General features: G+C 36.9%; 18 protein-coding genes. 7 read left to right on the top strand and 11 right to left on the bottom strand.

The features are described 5' to 3' along the window. Window positions 1-353: 353 nt before the first annotated feature. Together ACFSFW_RS02985 and ACFSFW_RS02980 are read right to left on the bottom strand one after the other, a co-directional pair. Complete coding sequence (locus ACFSFW_RS02985) at window positions 354-845, bottom strand: Rpn/YhgA-type helix-turn-helix domain-containing protein (RefSeq protein WP_388035074.1); 492 nt, start codon at window positions 843-845, stop codon at window positions 354-356. 145 nt (window positions 846-990) lie between these two features. Next, complete coding sequence (locus tag ACFSFW_RS02980) at window positions 991-1,692, bottom strand: RraA family protein (protein ID WP_388035071.1); 702 nt, start codon at window positions 1,690-1,692, stop codon at window positions 991-993. 197 nt (window positions 1,693-1,889) lie between these two features. Between ACFSFW_RS02980 and ACFSFW_RS02975 the strand changes: the two genes are divergently transcribed. The 3 genes from ACFSFW_RS02975 to ACFSFW_RS02965 are packed head-to-tail and all read left to right on the top strand — an operon-like array spanning window position 1,890 to window position 5,573. Then, window positions 1,890-2,975: an endospore germination permease gene (locus ACFSFW_RS02975; RefSeq protein ID WP_388035068.1), complete on the top strand. Its 1,086-nt coding sequence runs from the start codon at window positions 1,890-1,892 to the stop codon at window positions 2,973-2,975. Then, on the top strand, window positions 2,972-4,402 hold the full coding sequence (locus tag ACFSFW_RS02970; protein WP_388035065.1) for a spore germination protein: 1,431 nt from the start codon (window positions 2,972-2,974) through the stop codon (window positions 4,400-4,402). The genes ACFSFW_RS02975 and ACFSFW_RS02970 overlap by 4 nt, the downstream gene beginning before the upstream one ends. 1 nt (window position 4,403) lies before the next feature. Continuing rightward, the gene (locus tag ACFSFW_RS02965; protein ID WP_388035063.1) at window positions 4,404-5,573 is read left to right on the top strand and encodes a Ger(x)C family spore germination protein; all 1,170 of its coding nucleotides are present in this window, start codon (window positions 4,404-4,406) and stop codon (window positions 5,571-5,573) included. A gap of 130 nt (window positions 5,574-5,703) precedes the next feature. On the opposite strand, the gene ACFSFW_RS02960 is transcribed toward ACFSFW_RS02965, so the two are convergent. Next, window positions 5,704-6,579 carry an alpha/beta hydrolase gene (locus ACFSFW_RS02960; protein WP_388035060.1) on the bottom strand — a complete coding sequence of 292 codons (876 nt, stop codon included), beginning with the start codon at window positions 6,577-6,579 and terminating at the stop codon, window positions 5,704-5,706. A gap of 217 nt (window positions 6,580-6,796) precedes the next feature. Between ACFSFW_RS02960 and ACFSFW_RS02955 the strand changes: the two genes are divergently transcribed. Further along, window positions 6,797-7,429, top strand: coding sequence for a LysE family translocator (locus ACFSFW_RS02955; protein WP_388035057.1), 633 nt, complete (start codon window positions 6,797-6,799; stop codon window positions 7,427-7,429). 430 nt (window positions 7,430-7,859) lie between these two features. Here ACFSFW_RS02955 and ACFSFW_RS02950 read toward each other — a convergent pair whose 3' ends face one another. The 5 genes from ACFSFW_RS02950 to ACFSFW_RS02930 form a co-directional block, all read right to left on the bottom strand. Beyond that, the gene (locus tag ACFSFW_RS02950; protein WP_388035054.1) at window positions 7,860-8,345 is read right to left on the bottom strand and encodes a GyrI-like domain-containing protein; all 486 of its coding nucleotides are present in this window, start codon (window positions 8,343-8,345) and stop codon (window positions 7,860-7,862) included. A gap of 202 nt (window positions 8,346-8,547) precedes the next feature. Further along, a complete protein-coding gene (locus ACFSFW_RS02945) occupies window positions 8,548-9,558 on the bottom strand; it encodes a DUF3231 family protein (protein WP_388035051.1) in 1,011 nt (336 codons plus the stop codon). Window positions 9,559-9,756: 198 nt separating this feature from the next. Next, window positions 9,757-9,924, bottom strand: a complete 168-nt coding sequence (locus ACFSFW_RS02940; protein ID WP_388035048.1) for a YvrJ family protein — start codon at window positions 9,922-9,924, stop codon at window positions 9,757-9,759. 64 nt (window positions 9,925-9,988) lie between these two features. Beyond that, window positions 9,989-10,204, bottom strand: coding sequence for a DUF2922 domain-containing protein (locus ACFSFW_RS02935; RefSeq protein WP_304212381.1), 216 nt, complete (start codon window positions 10,202-10,204; stop codon window positions 9,989-9,991). Between the two features lie 35 nt (window positions 10,205-10,239). Then, the gene (locus ACFSFW_RS02930; RefSeq protein WP_388035045.1) at window positions 10,240-10,470 is read right to left on the bottom strand and encodes a DUF1659 domain-containing protein; all 231 of its coding nucleotides are present in this window, start codon (window positions 10,468-10,470) and stop codon (window positions 10,240-10,242) included. Between the two features lie 602 nt (window positions 10,471-11,072). On the opposite strand from ACFSFW_RS02930, the gene ACFSFW_RS02925 reads away from it, so the two are divergent. Further along, a complete protein-coding gene (locus tag ACFSFW_RS02925) occupies window positions 11,073-11,828 on the top strand; it encodes a DNA replication protein DnaD (RefSeq protein ID WP_388035043.1) in 756 nt (251 codons plus the stop codon). Between the two features lie 233 nt (window positions 11,829-12,061). On the opposite strand, the gene ACFSFW_RS02920 is transcribed toward ACFSFW_RS02925, so the two are convergent. After that, window positions 12,062-12,934, bottom strand: coding sequence for a phosphorothioated DNA-binding restriction endonuclease (locus ACFSFW_RS02920; RefSeq protein ID WP_388035040.1), 873 nt, complete (start codon window positions 12,932-12,934; stop codon window positions 12,062-12,064). A gap of 225 nt (window positions 12,935-13,159) precedes the next feature. Next, complete coding sequence (locus tag ACFSFW_RS02915; protein WP_388035038.1) at window positions 13,160-14,362, bottom strand: iron-containing alcohol dehydrogenase; 1,203 nt, start codon at window positions 14,360-14,362, stop codon at window positions 13,160-13,162. Window positions 14,363-14,708: 346 nt separating this feature from the next. Between ACFSFW_RS02915 and ACFSFW_RS02910 the strand changes: the two genes are divergently transcribed. Then, window positions 14,709-16,109, top strand: coding sequence for a M20/M25/M40 family metallo-hydrolase (locus ACFSFW_RS02910; RefSeq protein WP_304212396.1), 1,401 nt, complete (start codon window positions 14,709-14,711; stop codon window positions 16,107-16,109). Window positions 16,110-16,253: 144 nt separating this feature from the next. Further along, window positions 16,254-17,570 carry a short-chain fatty acid transporter gene (locus tag ACFSFW_RS02905; protein WP_304212398.1) on the top strand — a complete coding sequence of 439 codons (1,317 nt, stop codon included), beginning with the start codon at window positions 16,254-16,256 and terminating at the stop codon, window positions 17,568-17,570. Window positions 17,571-17,854: 284 nt separating this feature from the next. Here the strand turns inward: ACFSFW_RS02905 and ACFSFW_RS02900 are convergent, their stop codons facing one another. Beyond that, window positions 17,855-19,054, bottom strand: coding sequence for a hypothetical protein (locus tag ACFSFW_RS02900; RefSeq protein ID WP_388035034.1), 1,200 nt, complete (start codon window positions 19,052-19,054; stop codon window positions 17,855-17,857). Between the last annotated feature and the right edge of the window lie 84 nt (window positions 19,055-19,138).

Here is a 19,138-nt window from a genome sequence, read left to right as displayed (position 1 = left end):
TGTTTTTTTAAAAAGGAGTACTCCATTTGAGTTTATGAAACTAACAATATATGTTGGGGGTCGACCCTTATGTTTCATTATGCATATGTAAAGTATAGCAGTTTTTCTTTTTATTATAAAATTCTGTAAATTTAAGTATAGAAACACCTACATGGATATAAAGTTGTTTTACAAAGGATAGCTCACGCATACTTACATTTCGACTGAAAATGCTCCATATAACTCCCAAATACTAAAGATATCCTGGTCCCAAGTGGGTCGCGGTCCCTTGTCCTATCTCCCCTTGTTTCAGACCACCTCTATCCGAGGTGTTTAACGTTAGATAAGCCACTCATATCGAGTGGCTTACACTGTTAATCATTTTCTTTCAAATTGAGTATTTCTTCTTGGGACAAACCAGTAATTTCCTCAATCAAAGAAAGATCAAGTCCTTTTTTAATCATTTTTATGGCATTTTGATATTTTTCTTCTTTTCTTCCTAGTTCTTTTCCTTCTTCTCTTCCTAATCTTCGTTCTCCTTCAAGATTACTTAATAAATCACGTAGTTCTTTTGCTCGTGCTTCATAAATAACTCGATTTTCTTTATTTGCACTGATCGTTTCCCACTCAATGAGCGCCTCTCTAACCTGCTCGATGTTCATTGCCCATTCCTCCAATTCGGACATTAATTCATCGTCTAATTCATTTTCTGGATAATCCACCGCTGATAACATTAACAACCAAGGTAATTCATTTTTCTGTTTTAAGTGCCGACGGTATTTTCTCCATTGTACCACGAAAGAGGTCAAATCAAACGCATGGAATTCAAGTTGATTACTCCATATAAAAACCCAAATAACCAACACAAAAAAATAAAACTACCCTTATTTAGAGTAGCTTTGTAAAAACTAATTTCACCCATAAATCATGTTTTTCAGATTAAGAGGATGTTAGCTTTATTCCTACCTTCGTTGATTCCATTTCAGATGCCTAGTGAATGTATTTCCCATACTAGTTCCCTTCCTTTTTAGTAGCATCAATAAATTCACACCCCTTTTCACGAAGTGCTGCATCCACCCACGTTCTGTCCCAGGTACCATTTTTGATTGCCGCCATTATTTCTGCTTCTTTTGCTACCGTTTTACGTGCTTTCTCCAGGATTTCTGGTGCATCTTTTGGGTTGATGACCACAACACCATCATCGTCTCCGACCAAAATATCACCAGGATTAATCGTTACACCATCACAAGAAATCGGAATGTTGATTTCACCTGGACCGTCCTTATATGGACCAGCCGGCGTTACACCCGCTGCATATACTGGAATTGACATTTGTTTGATAACGCCCGCATCGCGAATCGCTCCATCGATAATAAATCCGACTATTCCTCGTTTTTGTGCCCAGGTAATCATTAATTCGCCAATTAGGGCATTTGTGGTATCTCCTTGTCCATCAACCACAATGACATCGCCGGGAGATCCCAGATCAATCGCCTTGTGTAGCAGCAAATTATCACCAAGTCGTGTTTTTACGGTAAAAGCACAACCAATGAGCGGTGCAGTGTTGTATGGTCTAATTTTTCTACCAATACAGAATGTACGGTTCATGTTATCTGCAATATTCGCAACAGGAATCCCCTTAAAAGCATCAACTAGATTACGAGGAGGTCGTTCAAACTCACTATGTATTCGAAAGCCTGCATTACCATACACCTTTCATTCTCCCTTCACTAGAGCCATATTTCACGACATTTAATAGATCATATTTAGGACTTGTACGTTTTATACGAAAAAGGCGATAAATTCCATGTTGGATAATGTTATTTACTCGTTGATTCTTCAGGTTATGCATAATTTGGTAACACAAACAAATCCTAACAGCATCGGGAATTAATTTGGTGGTGTTGGGAATGACTTTCTCTCGTAATCAGTTATTATTTGTACTTATTCTTTTTATTGGGATTTCGAATCATGTGCTCATCATGCCTCACTTACTTACTACGGGAAAACGCGATGCTTGGATATGTGTGTTTTTTGCTTATGGCATCCTGCTAATTTGGGGATATATTCTTTACATGATTATGAAAAAGAACGAACAACGACTATGTCTTTCTGACTGGATTACAGAACGTGCAGGCAGCGCGATATCACGTGTCTTCATTGCCTTCCTTTGGGTTTATGTTTTCACGATAACTGCCATTTCTTTTTATGATTTGATTCAATCCATTAATATTTATTTTCTGACGAGAACGCCATCATTTGTCGTCATGCTCCCTTTCCTTTTGATTTGTATTTGGTCAGCCTATACTGGCTTAAAATCAATTGTTTATACGTCTGCGGTTTTATTGCCACTTGTTTGGATGCTAGGAATTTTTGTAGCAACTTTTACGCTTAAAGAAAAAGATTATTCGTATCTATTCCCTGTTCTTGCTGAAGGATATCAACCCGTTGTAAAAGGGACCATCATTATACTTGGAGGAAGTGCAGATTTCCTTGTGTTGTTGCTTCTACAGCACCACTTAAAAAAGTCGTTTACAAAAGGGAATCTTTTCATATTGATTACGATTTTAGCTATTTTGATCCTTGGCCCTACCATGGGATCCCTGTCTTCATTTGGCCCGGCAGTTGCTTCTGATATGCGTTTTCCAGCTTTTGAACAATGGAGACTCATTACGTTAGGGAATTATATTTCCCATGTCGACTTTTTAGCGGTGTTTCAATTATTAAGTGGTGAACTCATCCGAGTTTCATTAGGCTTATACCTCCTTTCAGATATGGTGAAAGGTCATTTACAACCAGCGAAAAAAAAGCATATATTCGTTGTTGCTTCGATTTCATTAGGATTACTGACATTAATTCCGTTAAGTGACATGTGGGTACAAACATTAGTTGGAAGGTACTTTTATCCCGCTGCTTTTATGAGTGCGGTGTTCATTTTAATGGCCTTATTCATTATTAGCTACTTGCCGAAGAAGAAAGGAACCCAACATTTATGAACATGACACAAATAGACCAATTATTAGAAAACGGAAGATTGACTTGCGGTGAGGTAAAACATTTTTTTAGTCATTATGCAGATATTGAATTTATTCCGATCGAAAATAATGAGTACCTTCAAGCTTTTTATTGTAAGGGAATGCTCGATTCTACACAGTTAAATGAATACTTTAACCGAATTCTATTAAGTATTGAAAAAAAAGAATCACGCAGTCATTCTGAAGATCTCCCACCTGTCCAACATATAAAAAGCATGAAAAAAATGGTCAATCTTGTGTTTTCTGGTTCGTTAATTGTTTTTCGGGAAGGAACCCCGTTTTTTCATGTATTTGACATTAGTAATGTGCCACAACGAAAACCGCAGGAATCAACGACAGAGGTGTCGATAAAGGGACCGAAAGATGGCTTTACTGAAGAGATGAATGTCAACATCTCCTTGATTCGAAAAAGAATGAAGACCGAACAGCTCTATTCCGAGTCTTTCACCTTAGGTTCGCTAAGTAAAACCGAGGTTTCTCTCCTTTATTTGAATGACAAAGCCAACCCGGACATCATTGAGGAAGTCAGGAAGCGACTCAAGGACTTTCAAAGCGAAAGCGTCGTCAGCAGTGGACAATTAGAGCAATGGCTATCTGATCGCTCGTTCTCTTTGTTTCCCTTGTTTGATTATGTAACACGTCCGGATTATGTCATTGAATGCATGATACGTGGTAGATTTCTTTTAATTGTAAATGGTTCACCCTCTGTATTGATTGGTCCAATCAATGTTTTTGAATTAATAAAATCACCTGAGGATGTTCATTTTCCATACTACTTCGTTCTCTTTGGACGGCTTATTCGGATGATTGGCTTAATCGTTGCTATATTCCTACCAGGCTTTTGGGTTTCGCTATCTTCTGTCAATATTGACCAACTACCGTTTGCCTTACTAGCAACTGTCGTTGTCTCGCGTGAAGGTTTGCCTTTGCCACTTGGACTTGAAGCGATTTTTATTCTCGGGTTGTTTGAGATATTAAGAGAAGCCGGAGTTCGTATGCCAACTGTACTTGGTCAAACAGTTTCCATTGTCGGAGGTATCATTATCGGTGATGCAGCGATTCGAGCTGGTCTTGCTTCCCCCACGATGATTGTCGTCATTGCGTTAACAGCGGTCGCAAGCTACACCCTCGTGAATCAATCATTGGTAGGAACCGTCAGTATCCTACGTGTATATAACTTGTTACTTTCTATTTTTTTAGGAGTATACGGGCTTTTCATTGGATTCTTTAGCATTCTTATTTATCTATCGACATTGGAGTCTTTAAAAGTAGCATATCTTGAACCCATTGCTTCATTAACTTTTAAAGAATACATAGCAGCCCTGTTTGTAAATCCATTAGACCGAAAAAAATTCGGAATCTCATTCATTCAGAAGCGGAGAAAATAGTATGAAACGGATAACAATGATCGCTTGCTCTATAAACCTTGTACTATGTCTTTTCGTATTAACAGCTTGTGAAAATGACATAGGTGAGATTGAAAATCAAAACTTTGCTACTGCTATTGGTGTGGACTACCGGGATGGGGAATATTACGTATCGATTCAAATGATTGGATTAAACTCGATCGCAAAAACTGAAGGAAGTGATAAAGGGCCACCTCAAGTGTACGTCTCGGAAACAAGCGGAAAAACATTTATCGATGCGTTTTTTAATGCATATTATACTTCGCAAGAACGGTTTCTTTGGGCACATGTCACAGCTGTTGTTTTAAGTGAAAATGCACTCGAACAAGGAATGGATAGTATCTTTGATGGCTTAACACGATACTATGAGTTTCGCCCTACTCCATGGATTTTTGGGACAAAGAGCCCCATACTCGATATTTTATCGGCGATTGGATTCTTTGATCAAAATTCATTAAATACAATTCTTCATAGTCCAGAAAGTTCATACGAGCAGAGGTCGACCATCAGGCCGCTAAAATTGAATCAATTTGAACGTGAGTTTTTTGACCCTGGTCGTACTACATATATCCCTTCGCTCACGATAGATGACCAGCAATGGAAGAAAAATAAAAAAAGCGAAGCAAAATTAGCGATTGATGGAGCATTTTTTCTCCATAACCATAAATACAAAGGCTATTTTCCGTACGAGAAACTCAAAGGCATGCGCTGGATAGCTCCGGAAACGGTACGTGCATCCTTACTATTACCAAATGAAACAAGACCAGAATTTATTGCGGTACTAGAAGATCAAACGGTTAAAATCATCCCCGAAAAACAAGACGGAAATTTTCGCTTTACAGTCCTTTTTCTGGCTAACGCGATTGTCAGCAATCGCATCAAGAACAACACACTCAATGTAAATGCCATGGAGGAATACGTACAAAAAGGAATCATTTCTGAAATCAGGCAATTATATCGATTAGGTTTAGAGCATGATATCGATTTTTTAAACTTCGAACATCAGCTTTTCAGAAAATATAATGCTGATTGGAAAAAACTAAAAGATCAAGGAACCTTGCTTCAGGAAGATAGCATTAAGTCGATCGATGCACATATCACACTAGAACACTCAGGTTCATTTAAAAACCGTAAAATTAAGATTAAGGAATGATTTTTGGTAAAAGTTAAAACTACACAACAAGCAAAGCGATAACGGCAGTGAGACTCTAAAAAGGGCACACTGTCGTTACTTTGTTTAGATGTGGATCCTAGAATCCAGATCCCCAAAATAGTACTACCTTTTAGGCTAGTGATTTTTTGAGAATCTCATCCCAATAAGATAAATATAGTAAGTGTCCTTCTTTTTCAATTATAGAATAAGTGGAACTAGGATACTTATTACGAAGGTAATCAGAGGTATCTGGAGTCCAGATATTATCAGCGTCTCCCTGCCATATATTTACCTTCATATCAAGTAAAGGATTCATCTTGTCATTCATTTTTTTGCACAGTGCAAGAGCATCGTAATACACCCCTTTTCCTCCATTACGGTAACTCTCCACTGCGCCTTTGATAATGACAGATTTCATTACAGGGTTATTTGCAACCTTTTTGTCTTCTTCAACCATCTGTTGGATCGATTCTATGATAGTAGAATCCAAATCTTTGGAAAGTTTCTTACTGAGACTTTTAAAATAATAGTTTGTCATAAGAGGTAGGTACCTGTTCATGTTTTTAATCATTTTCCAATTTGAGGGTAGAATCTTTTTGGTTTCATTACTGTTTAGGGGTATTGCACTACTAACTAAGTTAAGGGATGAGACTTTTTCGGAATATTTGTCTGCGAAAACTTGACTATATAATCCACCTGCTGACCACCCTATAATCGAAGCCTTTTTGATTTCTTTAGCAATAAGAAACTCATTGACGGATTCTGCAAAATCCTCAATCGAATAGTTCGTCACAAGCTCTGAATCTCCATAACCTGGTCGATTAATCGCAAAGAAACGAACATGGTATTTATCTAATATTTTTGTATCAGGATGGATGGAACTAGCTGATGAACCAAAACCATGGAAGAAAATAACTGTATTCTCATTCGTATCCCCGTACTCTATATACGATAATTTCCGATTATCTTTTAAACGAATAAACGAGTCAATGTATGTTTCCACCATTATTCACCTCACTTTTCTACTTTTCTCAGTTTACTATTCAACAAAGCAGCTCAAAATCCTTCTTCACTTAGCACTGACCATAGTTGAAGTATATAGCATTCGAAAAATAACAAAGAAATCAATATATACAAATTTTTCTGTTCAGTAAATACCACCTTTCTATATAATATACTGTAAGAATTACTTATCTGACCTGGTCTAGAATGGGGATGCTAAAATGGAAAACGTTTATCTGTTTGTTGTTATGTGTATTTTTCTCATTATTTTACCTGGTCCTGATACTGCCATTGCTACCAAAAATACGCTCACCGTTGGGAAAAGCGGAGGTTTAAAAACAGCTTTAGGCACTTGTTGTGCCCTCCTCATCCATACTTCTGCTGCTGTATTCGGACTTTCAGCCATCATTGTGAAATCAGCCTTGTTATTCTCTGTATTCAAATATGTTGGGGCGATTTACTTAATTTATCTAGGTGTTAAAACGTTATGGTCATTGAGGAGGAAGGAAGAAGCAGCCACCGTTGATGTGAACGCAAAAAGTCAGTTTGAAAATTCATCTTGTTTTAAACAAGGGTTCCTAACCAATATCCTAAATCCCAAAGTTGCTGTCTTTTTCTTAACTTTTTTGCCTCAATTCGTAGACGCTGGAAGCAATACCTTCATTCCATTTCTACTAATGGGAATTACGTACACTGTATTGACCGCCATCTGGTTTTTTCTCTATGTCTTACTAATCAACCAGGTTAGTGCTTTTATGAAAAAACCAAAATCACAGAAGATCATTGAAGGAATCACAGGTACAGTCTTAGTTGGATTTGGTATAAAACTCGCCCTGGAAAAGGCTCATAACTAGAAAGTAATTTTAAAAGATGAAAAACATGTAAAATTTATCCACTTGCATATCAATTTTTAGTAAAAGTCCGATAAATGCATACGTAAATAAGATATGCGTATGCTTTTATATCAATTAGCGCTCAAAGGTATACGTAAAATCCAAAAAAAGGAATAAACGTCTTGAAAAGAGATAATAAAAGGAGTAAATTTCCATTTGCGTATCATTTTTAAGTAAAAAAGGGAGAAAAGCATACGTAAAGAATAAATGCGTATGCTTTTCGATAGATTGGTAGTATAAAGCTATTCGTAAAATCCAAAAAAAGGGAAAACCAGCTTCAAAAACGACTAAAAAGTTCCTTTAGAATTGAGGCCTGTGCATTTTGCAAAGCTGTCCGCCACACATTTAATTCGGCTCATTAAGTTATAAATTTGTTGAATAATAAAAAATATTATTTTTTGATAATCGGAATATAAATATCAAAATGCGGATCACTAGGGTCACGATCAACTGGACAATGTTCATGTTTTATGGGCATATAGGGATCATAGTAATCTACACCCTCTTCCCTATATGGGGTATACTCACTATCAAATAACCATTTATGTAAATCCGTATAGGTCTTTTGAACATCTTCTCCTTTGTTATGTGTTGTCTTCACATACGTTAGTTCAGGAACTTCTATCTCAATCATCCCTTCAGGAATTTCCTGCTTATCACTTACTTCATATACTGCATAGTGCACGAATCCATCTTCAATTACATGATAAGATAGACCTAATTGAACTTCGGGATTCACCTTGTAATCTATCTCTTTTACACGTTCTTCAACTTGTCGAATCACGTTTTTCAAATTAGGTACAATCTGAGAAAATGTACCCTCCCATTTCAATCCTACTGCCCGATAGCCTGGTAATGTAATAATTTCATAACTCACTTTATCTACTTCCTTTCTCCTCAAGTGTCACAATTTTCCTATTTACAGTTTTCTCTATCTATCGCTGAAATCCTTCTTCGACCTGCTTCAATAGTATATTTACTTCCACATAAAAAGCGTCAATCCTTCCATAGATCAACGCTAGCCGTACTTTTATGTGCATTTTCCAATTCTGATACTTGGTTCGTTCTCTCCTACGGACTTATTCATTCCCTTTTATGATTTCCGCTCTGTTCTCGATTTGTGGAGGTTCCTCAAACCAACCGTTTTTGATTTTGAGTTCAACTCCCTCTCGTGCATACAAATAGATATCCTTAGAAATGAGCATAGCTTTCATTGCAATATCATTCCGCAAACTGAAGAATACACCAGCACCTGAGCCAACAATTGAAAATCCATTAAGGATATAGATGCAGTGCATCATTAACTTATCTGAAAAAGGAGGTACGGTGGACTTCGTAACCGTTGCACCAGATTTTGCGGAAAGTTGTACATCTGCCTTTAGAAGCATATCTTCCATGATTTTGATTTGCTTTTTAGCCAATTCTTTCCCTTTTAGAAAGTATTGTTTTACCTCTTTGTTTTGAGCACATTGGGCAAACCCTGTAATAAGCTGCATCCCTATATTGTTAGATTCTAGCGTGTGATGAAGGATTCCGACTTCGAGGTCATTAAATGGTCGCTTATCACCGGTCAGTTTGAATCCCTCTAAGTACTTCTTCGTTTTGATAAACTCCACTGTTCTTGGCATTGTAACGAATGGCGGTGGAGAAAGAATCCCTTTTTCCAGCAAATAAGAGGTCGCAAGTTTATAAATTTTTTGGGTAATCGTTGTAAGCCCTTCATAGATTGACATCACTTTCTTATTGTAGGTCATGTTCATATTTAAAGTGTAAAGCCCCATGCTAACTTCCTTCAACACTCGAACAAACATAATATCAAATCCATGATCATACAGCTTAGGCGCATCCAAATGAACATCATCTGCTGTAAATCCAACAGGTTTTACCATACCCTGTTCGTTAAAAACTTCCTCCATCTCTTTTACATAAAAATTTAGCTCCTGCCACAAACCTCCTAGGATATTCCGAGCTTGTTGATCATCCGCTTTTTCAATAAAGTATTCCAAAAACCTCATAATCAGCGTCTTTTCTAGGTATGTCTGCCAAAGGGTGCCTACTTCTGAAACATTAATAGGATTTTTTTGGCTCAATGGTTGTAACCTCCAATTTAATAAAAATATCCAGATTATGTAATTCTATTACTACACTGCCCAATTCATAGGAAAGAATACCCAATTATCTTATTTTTCACTGATATAAGTTGTAACTTTGCACAGTGCTACGATCTATCACTAAACAGAGTCCATCAAAAAACACCTGACTCATGGATCAGTCAGATGTCCCTGTTTTTAAGATATATTCTTCTTTTCTAATGGAGGCCCGGCCTTCATGCTTAGTGGTAGCATTTGAATTGAGTCTATGACACTATCAAGCTTCGTTTCGATACGATGCAGCAGATAGAATGTCACAACGACTGGAAAGCCAACCTCTTGGATAAAAGGCAATAGTTGCTCCACCTACATTTCCTCCTTCCTATAAGTAAAGCCAACTCCCTGTTATGAGAGCTGGCTCCATTTTTAATTAAAGCTGAACTTCTTCAACATTACGTTCAACAATACGTGCGCCTTTTTTTGACACGATCGGTCCACCAGATGTTAGGAATGCATCTGTTGCTACGATTAAATCCATTGCTGCGGTAAGAGCTACCACATCTACAGGTTCCACTGGATTTTCAATCGAAACAGTTGCTGTTTTTCCAGCCATATTCGTAAATTGCATTTCTAGTGTTTTTGCCACTTGTTATTCCTCCTTTCTAAAAATTAGTCATAAAATTACTCGGCAATGCCTACTAACATAAAGCTATCATTACGCTCAATGTCAGATAGATCTAATGTTTGAAGACCGATGATCGCGGTCGCAACTGCATGTAAATCATCAGCTGTTACAGAAGGGTTAATATTGTTATAGTTTTTGTTTTTATAAACGAGCTTACCCTTACCATCTGCACCATTTTCAAACACTAAACGTAACTGTGTATCTAGAATTTCTTGTTTTGCTGCCATGTCCCTCACCTCCTTTACACTATTGTTATAGAGGGGTGAGTGGCAGAAAGGGGCATCTGATTATAAATATTTTTAAAAAGGAACGAAGTTAACGTAGGAAAACACTCTGGAGGATTCTCCCCTTTAGATGATTATCTATATAAGGGTTATGTAGTTGTTGTTTTTTATTTTCTTTTTGTTTTTCTTTTTGTCCACGTATCGTGGTACGAGTCGTTAACGTATAGTGGACGAGTCGTAAATTGATCAAAGATGTGTCTAAAAAAAGAATTTTTTATAATTTTCTACAAAAGAATTTAATTGCTAGTTTACTTTTTGTTTATTCTAGTATTTACTTACTTTAGAGAGTGGCTATATTTACGCTACGCTACTCTACTCTTGTAATCCACAATAACATCTCTAACCTTCTGACAAAAATCCATCAAATTTTAAAACTCAAATACTGCCATCCAACTTGCCAAATTTAAATCCATCACTAGTTTCAATATGAATTCTGTACTGCAAAGCTCTTATTTACGCTTCAATACTCTTATCATTGGAAACGCATTCATTATTTGCATTGCATACTAACCTCGTAAAATTTAGAAAAAGGACGGTTACTTCAAATGAATGGAAATCTTATTATCAACGACAAACCATTACTTATCCCGACCTCTCTTGCAACTGTGATTGGCTTAAATAAAAGTATTATCTTACAACAACTTCACTACTGGCTTCAGCGGAGTAAGAACATTCGAGAAGATCGAAAGTGGGTTTATTTTACATATGACCAGCTAGTTGAACAATTCCCGTTTTTCTCAAAAAGTACAATCAGAAGAGCTATCTCTTATTTGGAAAACAACGGTTTTCTATGTTCAAAACAGTTTAACAAAATGAAAATAGACCGAACAAAATGGTATTCCATCAATTATGATGCACTGGAAGAACAAATGCTCGTAGAAACGGAACTACCAAACAACGAGGATTATAACGTGGATTATGACATACCCGTGACTGATCACGAAGAACAGACGATATGTTCAAACGGGACAGACCAGCTGCTCAATATGGACTGTCCATCTGTTCAAAATGAGCAGACGAGGTGTTCAACTTGGGCAGAAGGATGTGTTCAATTTGAGCAGAGCAATACCATAGATTACACAAAGATTACTACAGAGATTACATCAAAGACTTCTTCTTCTTCAAGAAATAAAGATGATAACGAAGAAGAATACGATGCCTCTGAATTTTTCGAGCAAAATGCATTAGCAAAAACCAGGGACTACTTTGTAAAAAATATTATAACATGGGGCGGTATATCAGCTGACAATCTAGTCAAAAAAATTAAGGAAGCAGCATTAGAAAAAGGGGATGGCCCTTAGTCTGTACTAGAAAAGTGTGGAAACAAAGGTTGTCTAACTGTTCGAAATATACAATGATTGTCTTAAATACGGCAGACCAAAAAAAGCCAAACCGTACGTTCCCATCCCGGCATGGCTAATAATGGCAATCATATACATCCGTTTCTCCTTTTGATTTTGAAGTGAAAAAAATGGGTGAAATATGCTAAATCCTTACTGTTAGATAAGTGGACCTTTTAACAGACAGTATTACATTAATTTATTACATACCTTTCCGGTCCGCGAAAAACCTCTCGGATATGCCACCCTAGATAAACAGAATCCGGATTATAATAGGTTTCAATTGGCTCTCGTATTATTTCACCATGGTATTTCATGAGCCATTCTTCAAATCCATGGGAGCCGTGCGCTTCCTGGGATACTATCATTTGCCTTTTATCTGATATTGTAAAAACTCCTCTATCGAACAACTTATGGTGAAGTGAACATAGCGCAATTCCATTCTTTTCAGAATCTGGCCCGCCAGCTTGATGCCATTTAATATGGGCTGCCTCTACTCCAACTAATGTATGTGATAAACGTACGTTAAATCCGCATATAGCACAGCAATAGCCATATGCTCTTAAAATTCTTTCTCTAAATTTCGGGTCTCGTTTTCTCTTGGAATTAATTTCTAAATCAAGTCCGACAGCAGCTAAGATATCTTCATGAATTGTATCAGGGAAATGTTGTTCCAAAATTATTTGAGCTATTTTAGATAGCAGTGATGGATCTGTATGTAATAGAGCGACTACTTCACTTGTAAATCCCCCTGCTATTTCTTTTTGTAACAACACCTTGTTTGAAGGATCACTTTTATTTACATCTTTACTTAGTTGCCATATCCCATCTCTGGTCAATCTTACAAATGGCTCTTCAGGATGATAGGACTTTCGAATTGGCCCAAAATCAATTAATAATTGAGTCAACTTTGGCTTAATATCTTCGTATAAAAACATATTGGATTTTTTTGATTGAAGTTGACCTAATGCTAGCAATAATAGTAACGGTTTATGGGGTGCGCGTTGCCCACCTTTTTTCCATATGGATAAGTTTTCTATTTTTTTTATAAGTTCATCAGGATTCATAACATAACACTCATTTCTTTTGAAACTAATCTAGTTTATTTATTTCTCTATAAGGAGTATAAATTCCTTTATCATAGCTGTAAATGGAATCAGATAATCATATTAACTTATTTTTATAGTACAACTTCTACCTATTATGAAGAAATAATAATGTTGAGTTTAAATTGAAAGGAGAATAATATGAAATCAAGATTTACAGGAAATGCAACATATTATATAGAACAATTATAAGATTGATTCATCAACACCTTCATTCATCTTGTAATCAAAACAAAGTTCATATAATTCAATAATTTCTTCTTCAGTTGGAATTCTTGGATTGTTTCCAGGACTACCACTTGCAATAGCATCTTTCGCCATTTTTTCAACTACTTTATCTAATTCTTGTTTGTCTATCCCCCACTCCTTCATATTAGGGATATTCAAATTCAAACAAAGTTGCTTTATTTCTCGTACAACGATATTTGCTATTTCTTCATTTGAGTAACCATTTAACTCTGGTTTAATAAACAGTCCAATATTAGCTAACCTTTCAATGCAAGCTGATTTACTATATTCTAAAATTGCAGGTAGCAACATTGCATTTGAAACTCCATGTGGTACATGAAATAAGGCTCCTATTGGTCTAGACATTCCATGAACTAAACAAACAGATGCATTTGAAAATGCGATGCCAGCTTTTAAAGCTCCTAATGACATTTTTTCTCTAGCTATAATATTGTTACCATTCTTATAAGCTTCCTCAATGTTATCGTAAATTAATTTGATCGCGGATAAAGCAAGGGTATCTGTGAATGGATGTGAGCGTCTTGAAATATATGCTTCGATTGCATGGGTTAGGGCATCTACCCCAGTTGCTGAGGTTATATGCTTTGGAGAAGAAAGTGTAAGCAAAGGATCCACTATAGCGACTTCTGGTAAAAACGCCGGTTGTTTAATCATCATTTTGACATCATTTTTTGTATTGGTTATAACTGTTACATCTGTTGCTTCAGAGCCAGTACCTGCAGTGGTAGGAATTGCTATTAGAGGAATAGCCTTCTTATCAGCGATTCTTTTATTCCCTATAAAATCACTAATCCTTCCCCCATTTGTAGCAATTACGGCAACAGCCTTTGCTGTGTCAATACAGCTGCCTCCACCTAATGCAATAATGACATCACAATTATTTTGTTTAAATACTTTCAAGGCTTCATCTACGAATATGTCAGTCGGTTCGGATGTTATATCCAAATAGGTTGAATGCTCAATGCCTACTTCATTAACAATATTTTTACATTCATCAACACAACCAATATCCTCCATCACCCTGTCACTAATGATAAGACCTCTAGTTCCTAGTTTCCTAGTTTCTACCCCTAACAGTTTAAAAGAATCAGATCCATAAAAAATAGCTCTAGGCCTATAGACACTTGATTTCGAACTCATTTCTTTACCTCCCTAGTTTTTTTTGCAAATTATGGTTGAACTAATTGCAACGCAACGTCCTTATTTCTATCCAATTGGTTTTAGAAATCATTCAGGTATTACCATTTTATTCAATTACTATTATTAAAAGACCCCAACTAGTCACTTACTTCTACGTGCCAATTCCCAAACCTAGATTCACTTTTGGAAGTATTTTCCTCATAGGAAGTAAGTCCTTTTCTAGCCACTTTGAAGTGTAATCAGGAGTTTCAGCCTATGATTGTCTAAGGATTCCTACACTTATTTGAATTTTCCGAATGATATAAACTTTAACTTGTACTATGAATCTAGTAAAAGGAGGAATTTTATGAAAAAACTAGTAATATCGTTTGGACTTACTACAACACTTGCATTTGGGGCCATTGCAACACCTGCAGTATTCGCAAAACCAATCGAGGTGACGCAATCTCAGAAGGAGAAGTTCTTTGATCACAAGGTGATTAATCAACTAAATGTAGACAATATTTATAACAATATTGCATATCTTTCTGAAACACCGCGTGTTGCAGGGACTGAAGCAGAACACAACGCTGTTCAATACATAAAAGAACAATTCGAGTCCTATGGATATGAAACTGAAATTCAACCATTTACCTTCTATGGCTATACACCTCCAAGTTCAATTGAACTTTCGGTTAATGGATTTGATGGTACCCTCCAGCCAAGTTCTTTCACCTACACTGTAAATGGAAATGTCTCAGGGGAACTCGTTTATGCAGGATTAGGGACAGTCGCTGAACTTCAAGACACTGACCTTACTGGAAAAATTGCGCTTATTCAGCGTGGCGAGATCTCGTTTGCGGAGAAAGTGTTAAATGCTGCTGAAAAAGGAGCACTAGGAGTTATTATTTTCAACAATACTTCAGGAGCTATAAACGGAACTCTTGGAGAAGCGAATGACAAGTATGTACCTGCTGTTGCTTTAACGAATGCAGAAGGTGATGCACTGCATGAAGCACTTGTAAGTGGAGAGGTCCTTCATACCTCACTTCAGGTTGAAGGTGCAAGAGCTGGTGAGAGTATTTCTCATAATGTAATCGCAACAAAAAAGCCAACAAATAAGAAAAAAGATACAAATGATGTAATTGTTGTTGGGGCTCACCACGATTCCGTAGCAGGTGCACCGGGAGCAAATGACGATGCCTCAGGTACCGCTATGACACTTGAGCTAGCTCGTGTATTTAAAGACATTCCTACAGATACTGAAATTCGTTTCATAACATTTGGTGCTGAGGAGAATGGGCTACTTGGCTCCGCACATTATGTAGCAAACCTACCTGAGGACGACCTCAATCGTATTATCGCAAACTTTAATTTAGATATGGTCGGAAGTCGTGATGCAGGTAACCTAACAATGGCGACACTTGATGGTAAACCAAATCTAGTAACTGAGCTTGCACAAGCATCAAGTACAAGATTGAATGGGGAACCTACTCCATTTTATGCTGGTGGTAGAAGTGACCATGTTCCATTTGCAGAAGCTGGGATCCCTGCTGCCTTATTCATCCATAGCCCATCAGAGCCTTGGTATCATACACCCGAAGACTCACTAGACAAAATAAGCAAGGAAAAACTCCAAGATGTTGCTGAAATCGTAGGTTCTGCCATTTATGATCAAGCCCGTTTTGACAATATGGGACCAAAACCTAAAAAAGGACCTAAAGTGAAAGCTGACCCTGAGTTATATCATGAGCAGTCTTTAAAATAAGAAAGAATTAAACAACAAGCAAGGCCATTTGGCCTTGCTTGTTCATTTTTCAGTAAAGGAAAGAAACTCCAAAGAGACTTATTGAAAACAAGTCATACAAAATTCGCTCCCCTCATACCTTTTGTAGTAAAAGGAGGGATAAAAATGTTAAACAGAGTGTCAGAACGCTTTTCACGAGTAATTCAGCGGTATTTGCCTGATGCGTTTGTTATTGCTGTGTTGATGACTTTGTTTGTGTTTGTCTTGGCCTTTTTTACAGCACCTGCTAATCCTGCTAATTTATTTCAGTCGTATGGGGACGGTTTTTGGACTTATTTAGCGTTTACGATGCAAATGGTACTCCTGCTTATGACGGGTATGGTTCTTGCCTCAGTTCCTTTTGTCCGGAAAGGTTTAGAGGCTATCTCAGCTAAAGCTAATACGGCAACAAAGGCGTATTTATTCACGTTCTTGATTTCGGCTGCAGCGTATTATATTAACTGGGGGCTAGCTGTTGTCGTCGGTGCCATTGTCGCTCGGGAGGTCGGAAAGAGGAATAAAAATGCTCACTTCCCACTTTTGGTCGCATGTGCCTATGCTCCTACAGTGCTCTATACAGCCGGGCTTTCCAGCTCAATCCTTCTAACAATTGCAACAGAAGATCACTTTCTCGCCGATGTAATGGGCGTTATCCCAACCTCTGAAACTATTTTCCACCCGGGTACGGTAATCATTTTCTTTGCACTACTTATAACAATCCCTATCTTTATCCTACTAATGGCTCCAAAAAAGAACATCATTCCATATACAGCAAAACCGGAACCACATAAAGCAGAAGTACTTACAAAAGAAGACAGTAATTCACCTGCCATTCGTTTAGAGAACACTCCTATTTTAGGTATTTTAATTGGCTTAGTTGGTATCGTTTATGTGTTGCTACAATTCGCTAAAAGTGTAGACCTTAACTTGAACCTTATTAATATCTTATTTTTATCATTGGGACTGCTCTTCCACCGCTCACTTTCGCAATATGGCAATGCATTTAAGGAAGCTGCCGGATCTATTTCACCTATCATTCTACAATTTCCTTTCTATGCGGGGATTATCGCACTACTCGGTAGCTCGGGACTTGCCGATACCATTATCAGGGGTATGACATCCATTTCAAGTGCAGAATCATTCGGTGTCTTTACGTATTGGACGGCTGGACTCGTCAATATCTTAGCTCCATCAGGCGGAGGACAGTGGGCACTACAAGGTCCACTCCAAGTACCTGCAGGGATGGAACTAGGTGCCGATCCTGCCGTGATCGCGATGGCAGTCGGCTGGGGAGATGCATGGACGAATCTCATCCAACCATTCTGGGCCTTGCCAATCTTAAGTATTGTTGGCCTTCATATTCGTCATATTATGGGCTATTGTATTTTACTCAGTGTGTGGATTGGGATTGTGACTTCGATTTTGATTTATTTTGTGTACTGAATAGAAAACAGGCGCAACCTATCTTAAAGGAGCTGCGCCTGTTTTATTCAGTGGTAACAGTAAATGATAAGCTGCTTTTTTTAATAATTCTATAACGTTAATTTATAACAACAAGTGCACACAATATATAACCATTGTATGTACACAGATAATTAAAGCTGTATATAGTAAGTTCCATTTCAAGATAATTTGATATACATCAACATTAATTATATTTGAAGTAACAACATTTGTAGGGGTGATTGGTGATACAGTTCCTGCTACTGCCCAAGAACTTAGTAATATCATCGCAAATGTCCTGCTACTGCCCAAGAACTTAGTAATATCATCGCAAATGTTATATCATTTAAACCTAATTTTGTTGCTGATACGCTTGAAAGAATAGCGGTTATTATGACAATTTGATGAATACCAACAAAAGATAAAACACCTACGAGTGCGATCGTAAATAGAATCAATAACAAAATAGATAAATGAGAAATTTGAGTCCACAAATAACTAAAATAATCGGAAATAACTGTTTTGGACAGTACAACTCCAAAGAAACCAGCAGATAAAAACAAGGAAACCTCGTTTGCCTGGGATGGCATTATATTTTTACGATAAAGGATTGCTTCTTTAATAAAACGTCTAAATTCACCTAAATATTTTCCCCAAATGGAAGAATAAACAATTGCTGCAATAATTATTAATACACTTACATTGATTGTACTATTAGCCTCCAGAAAAAAGATTGTTCCACTTAATAATAGAAGGAAAAAAAGTAGTTCATATAGTTTTTTTGTATGAATATTGGCATTCGGTTCTATAGCCTCAAAATTAATAGAGTTTTTTTCTTTTAATGAAAATAAGATGTTAGAAGTCCAGAATTGAAAAAAACTGAGTAACAATCCAAATGGTAAGAAATTCATCATTGGTATATTCAAATAATACACAACTAAAAAAACGGATGCGAAATAGGGGGACCAGGTATTATTTAAAGAAAACCCTCTACTATATAATCTGCCTAAAAATTCTACAGGAAGGTTTAATCTCTTTACCATGGAATGAATAATATGGATGGATCCTAAATTGGTTATTGGACCTAAAATATAGAAAGTGCTTGATAAAAATATATAAAGCAATTGTGGTTTACCATTAAACTTGGAAGTAAATTGTGCAATGTAATCATCATATTTTCCTATTTCAATAGGAACAGTTAAAATTGGAACTACAATTATCACGCACACAAGTGGTAGGTTTTTTGTAATGCTCTCTGCCCAAACATCAAATCCAGCTTTTTGTACAAACAGAATAATAGTGCTAATGCCTAACATAGTACCACTAAATATACGAGGGAGATTCTTACTAACTATCATACTAACTAACATCACTAAGGTTGTTAAAAATACGGTAATCATATAAAGAACAGGAGGTGAATAAAATTGGGTGGTAATATAGGTAATAATAAGTACTAAAATGATACGATTACTCCACTCTTGCAAGATGATTACTCCTTTATAAAGTAAGTATCCGCCCGTAGAACGGGCGGTTTTGATTTCGCCCTATAAGGGCACTTTACCAACGAA

Source organism: Ferdinandcohnia salidurans, from assembly GCF_042680725.1.
Classification (GTDB): Bacteria; Bacillota; Bacilli; order Bacillales; family Bacillaceae_L; genus Ferdinandcohnia; species Ferdinandcohnia salidurans.
Note: the sequence above shows the minus strand (reverse complement) of the source record. Positions and strands in the feature narration are given on the sequence as shown.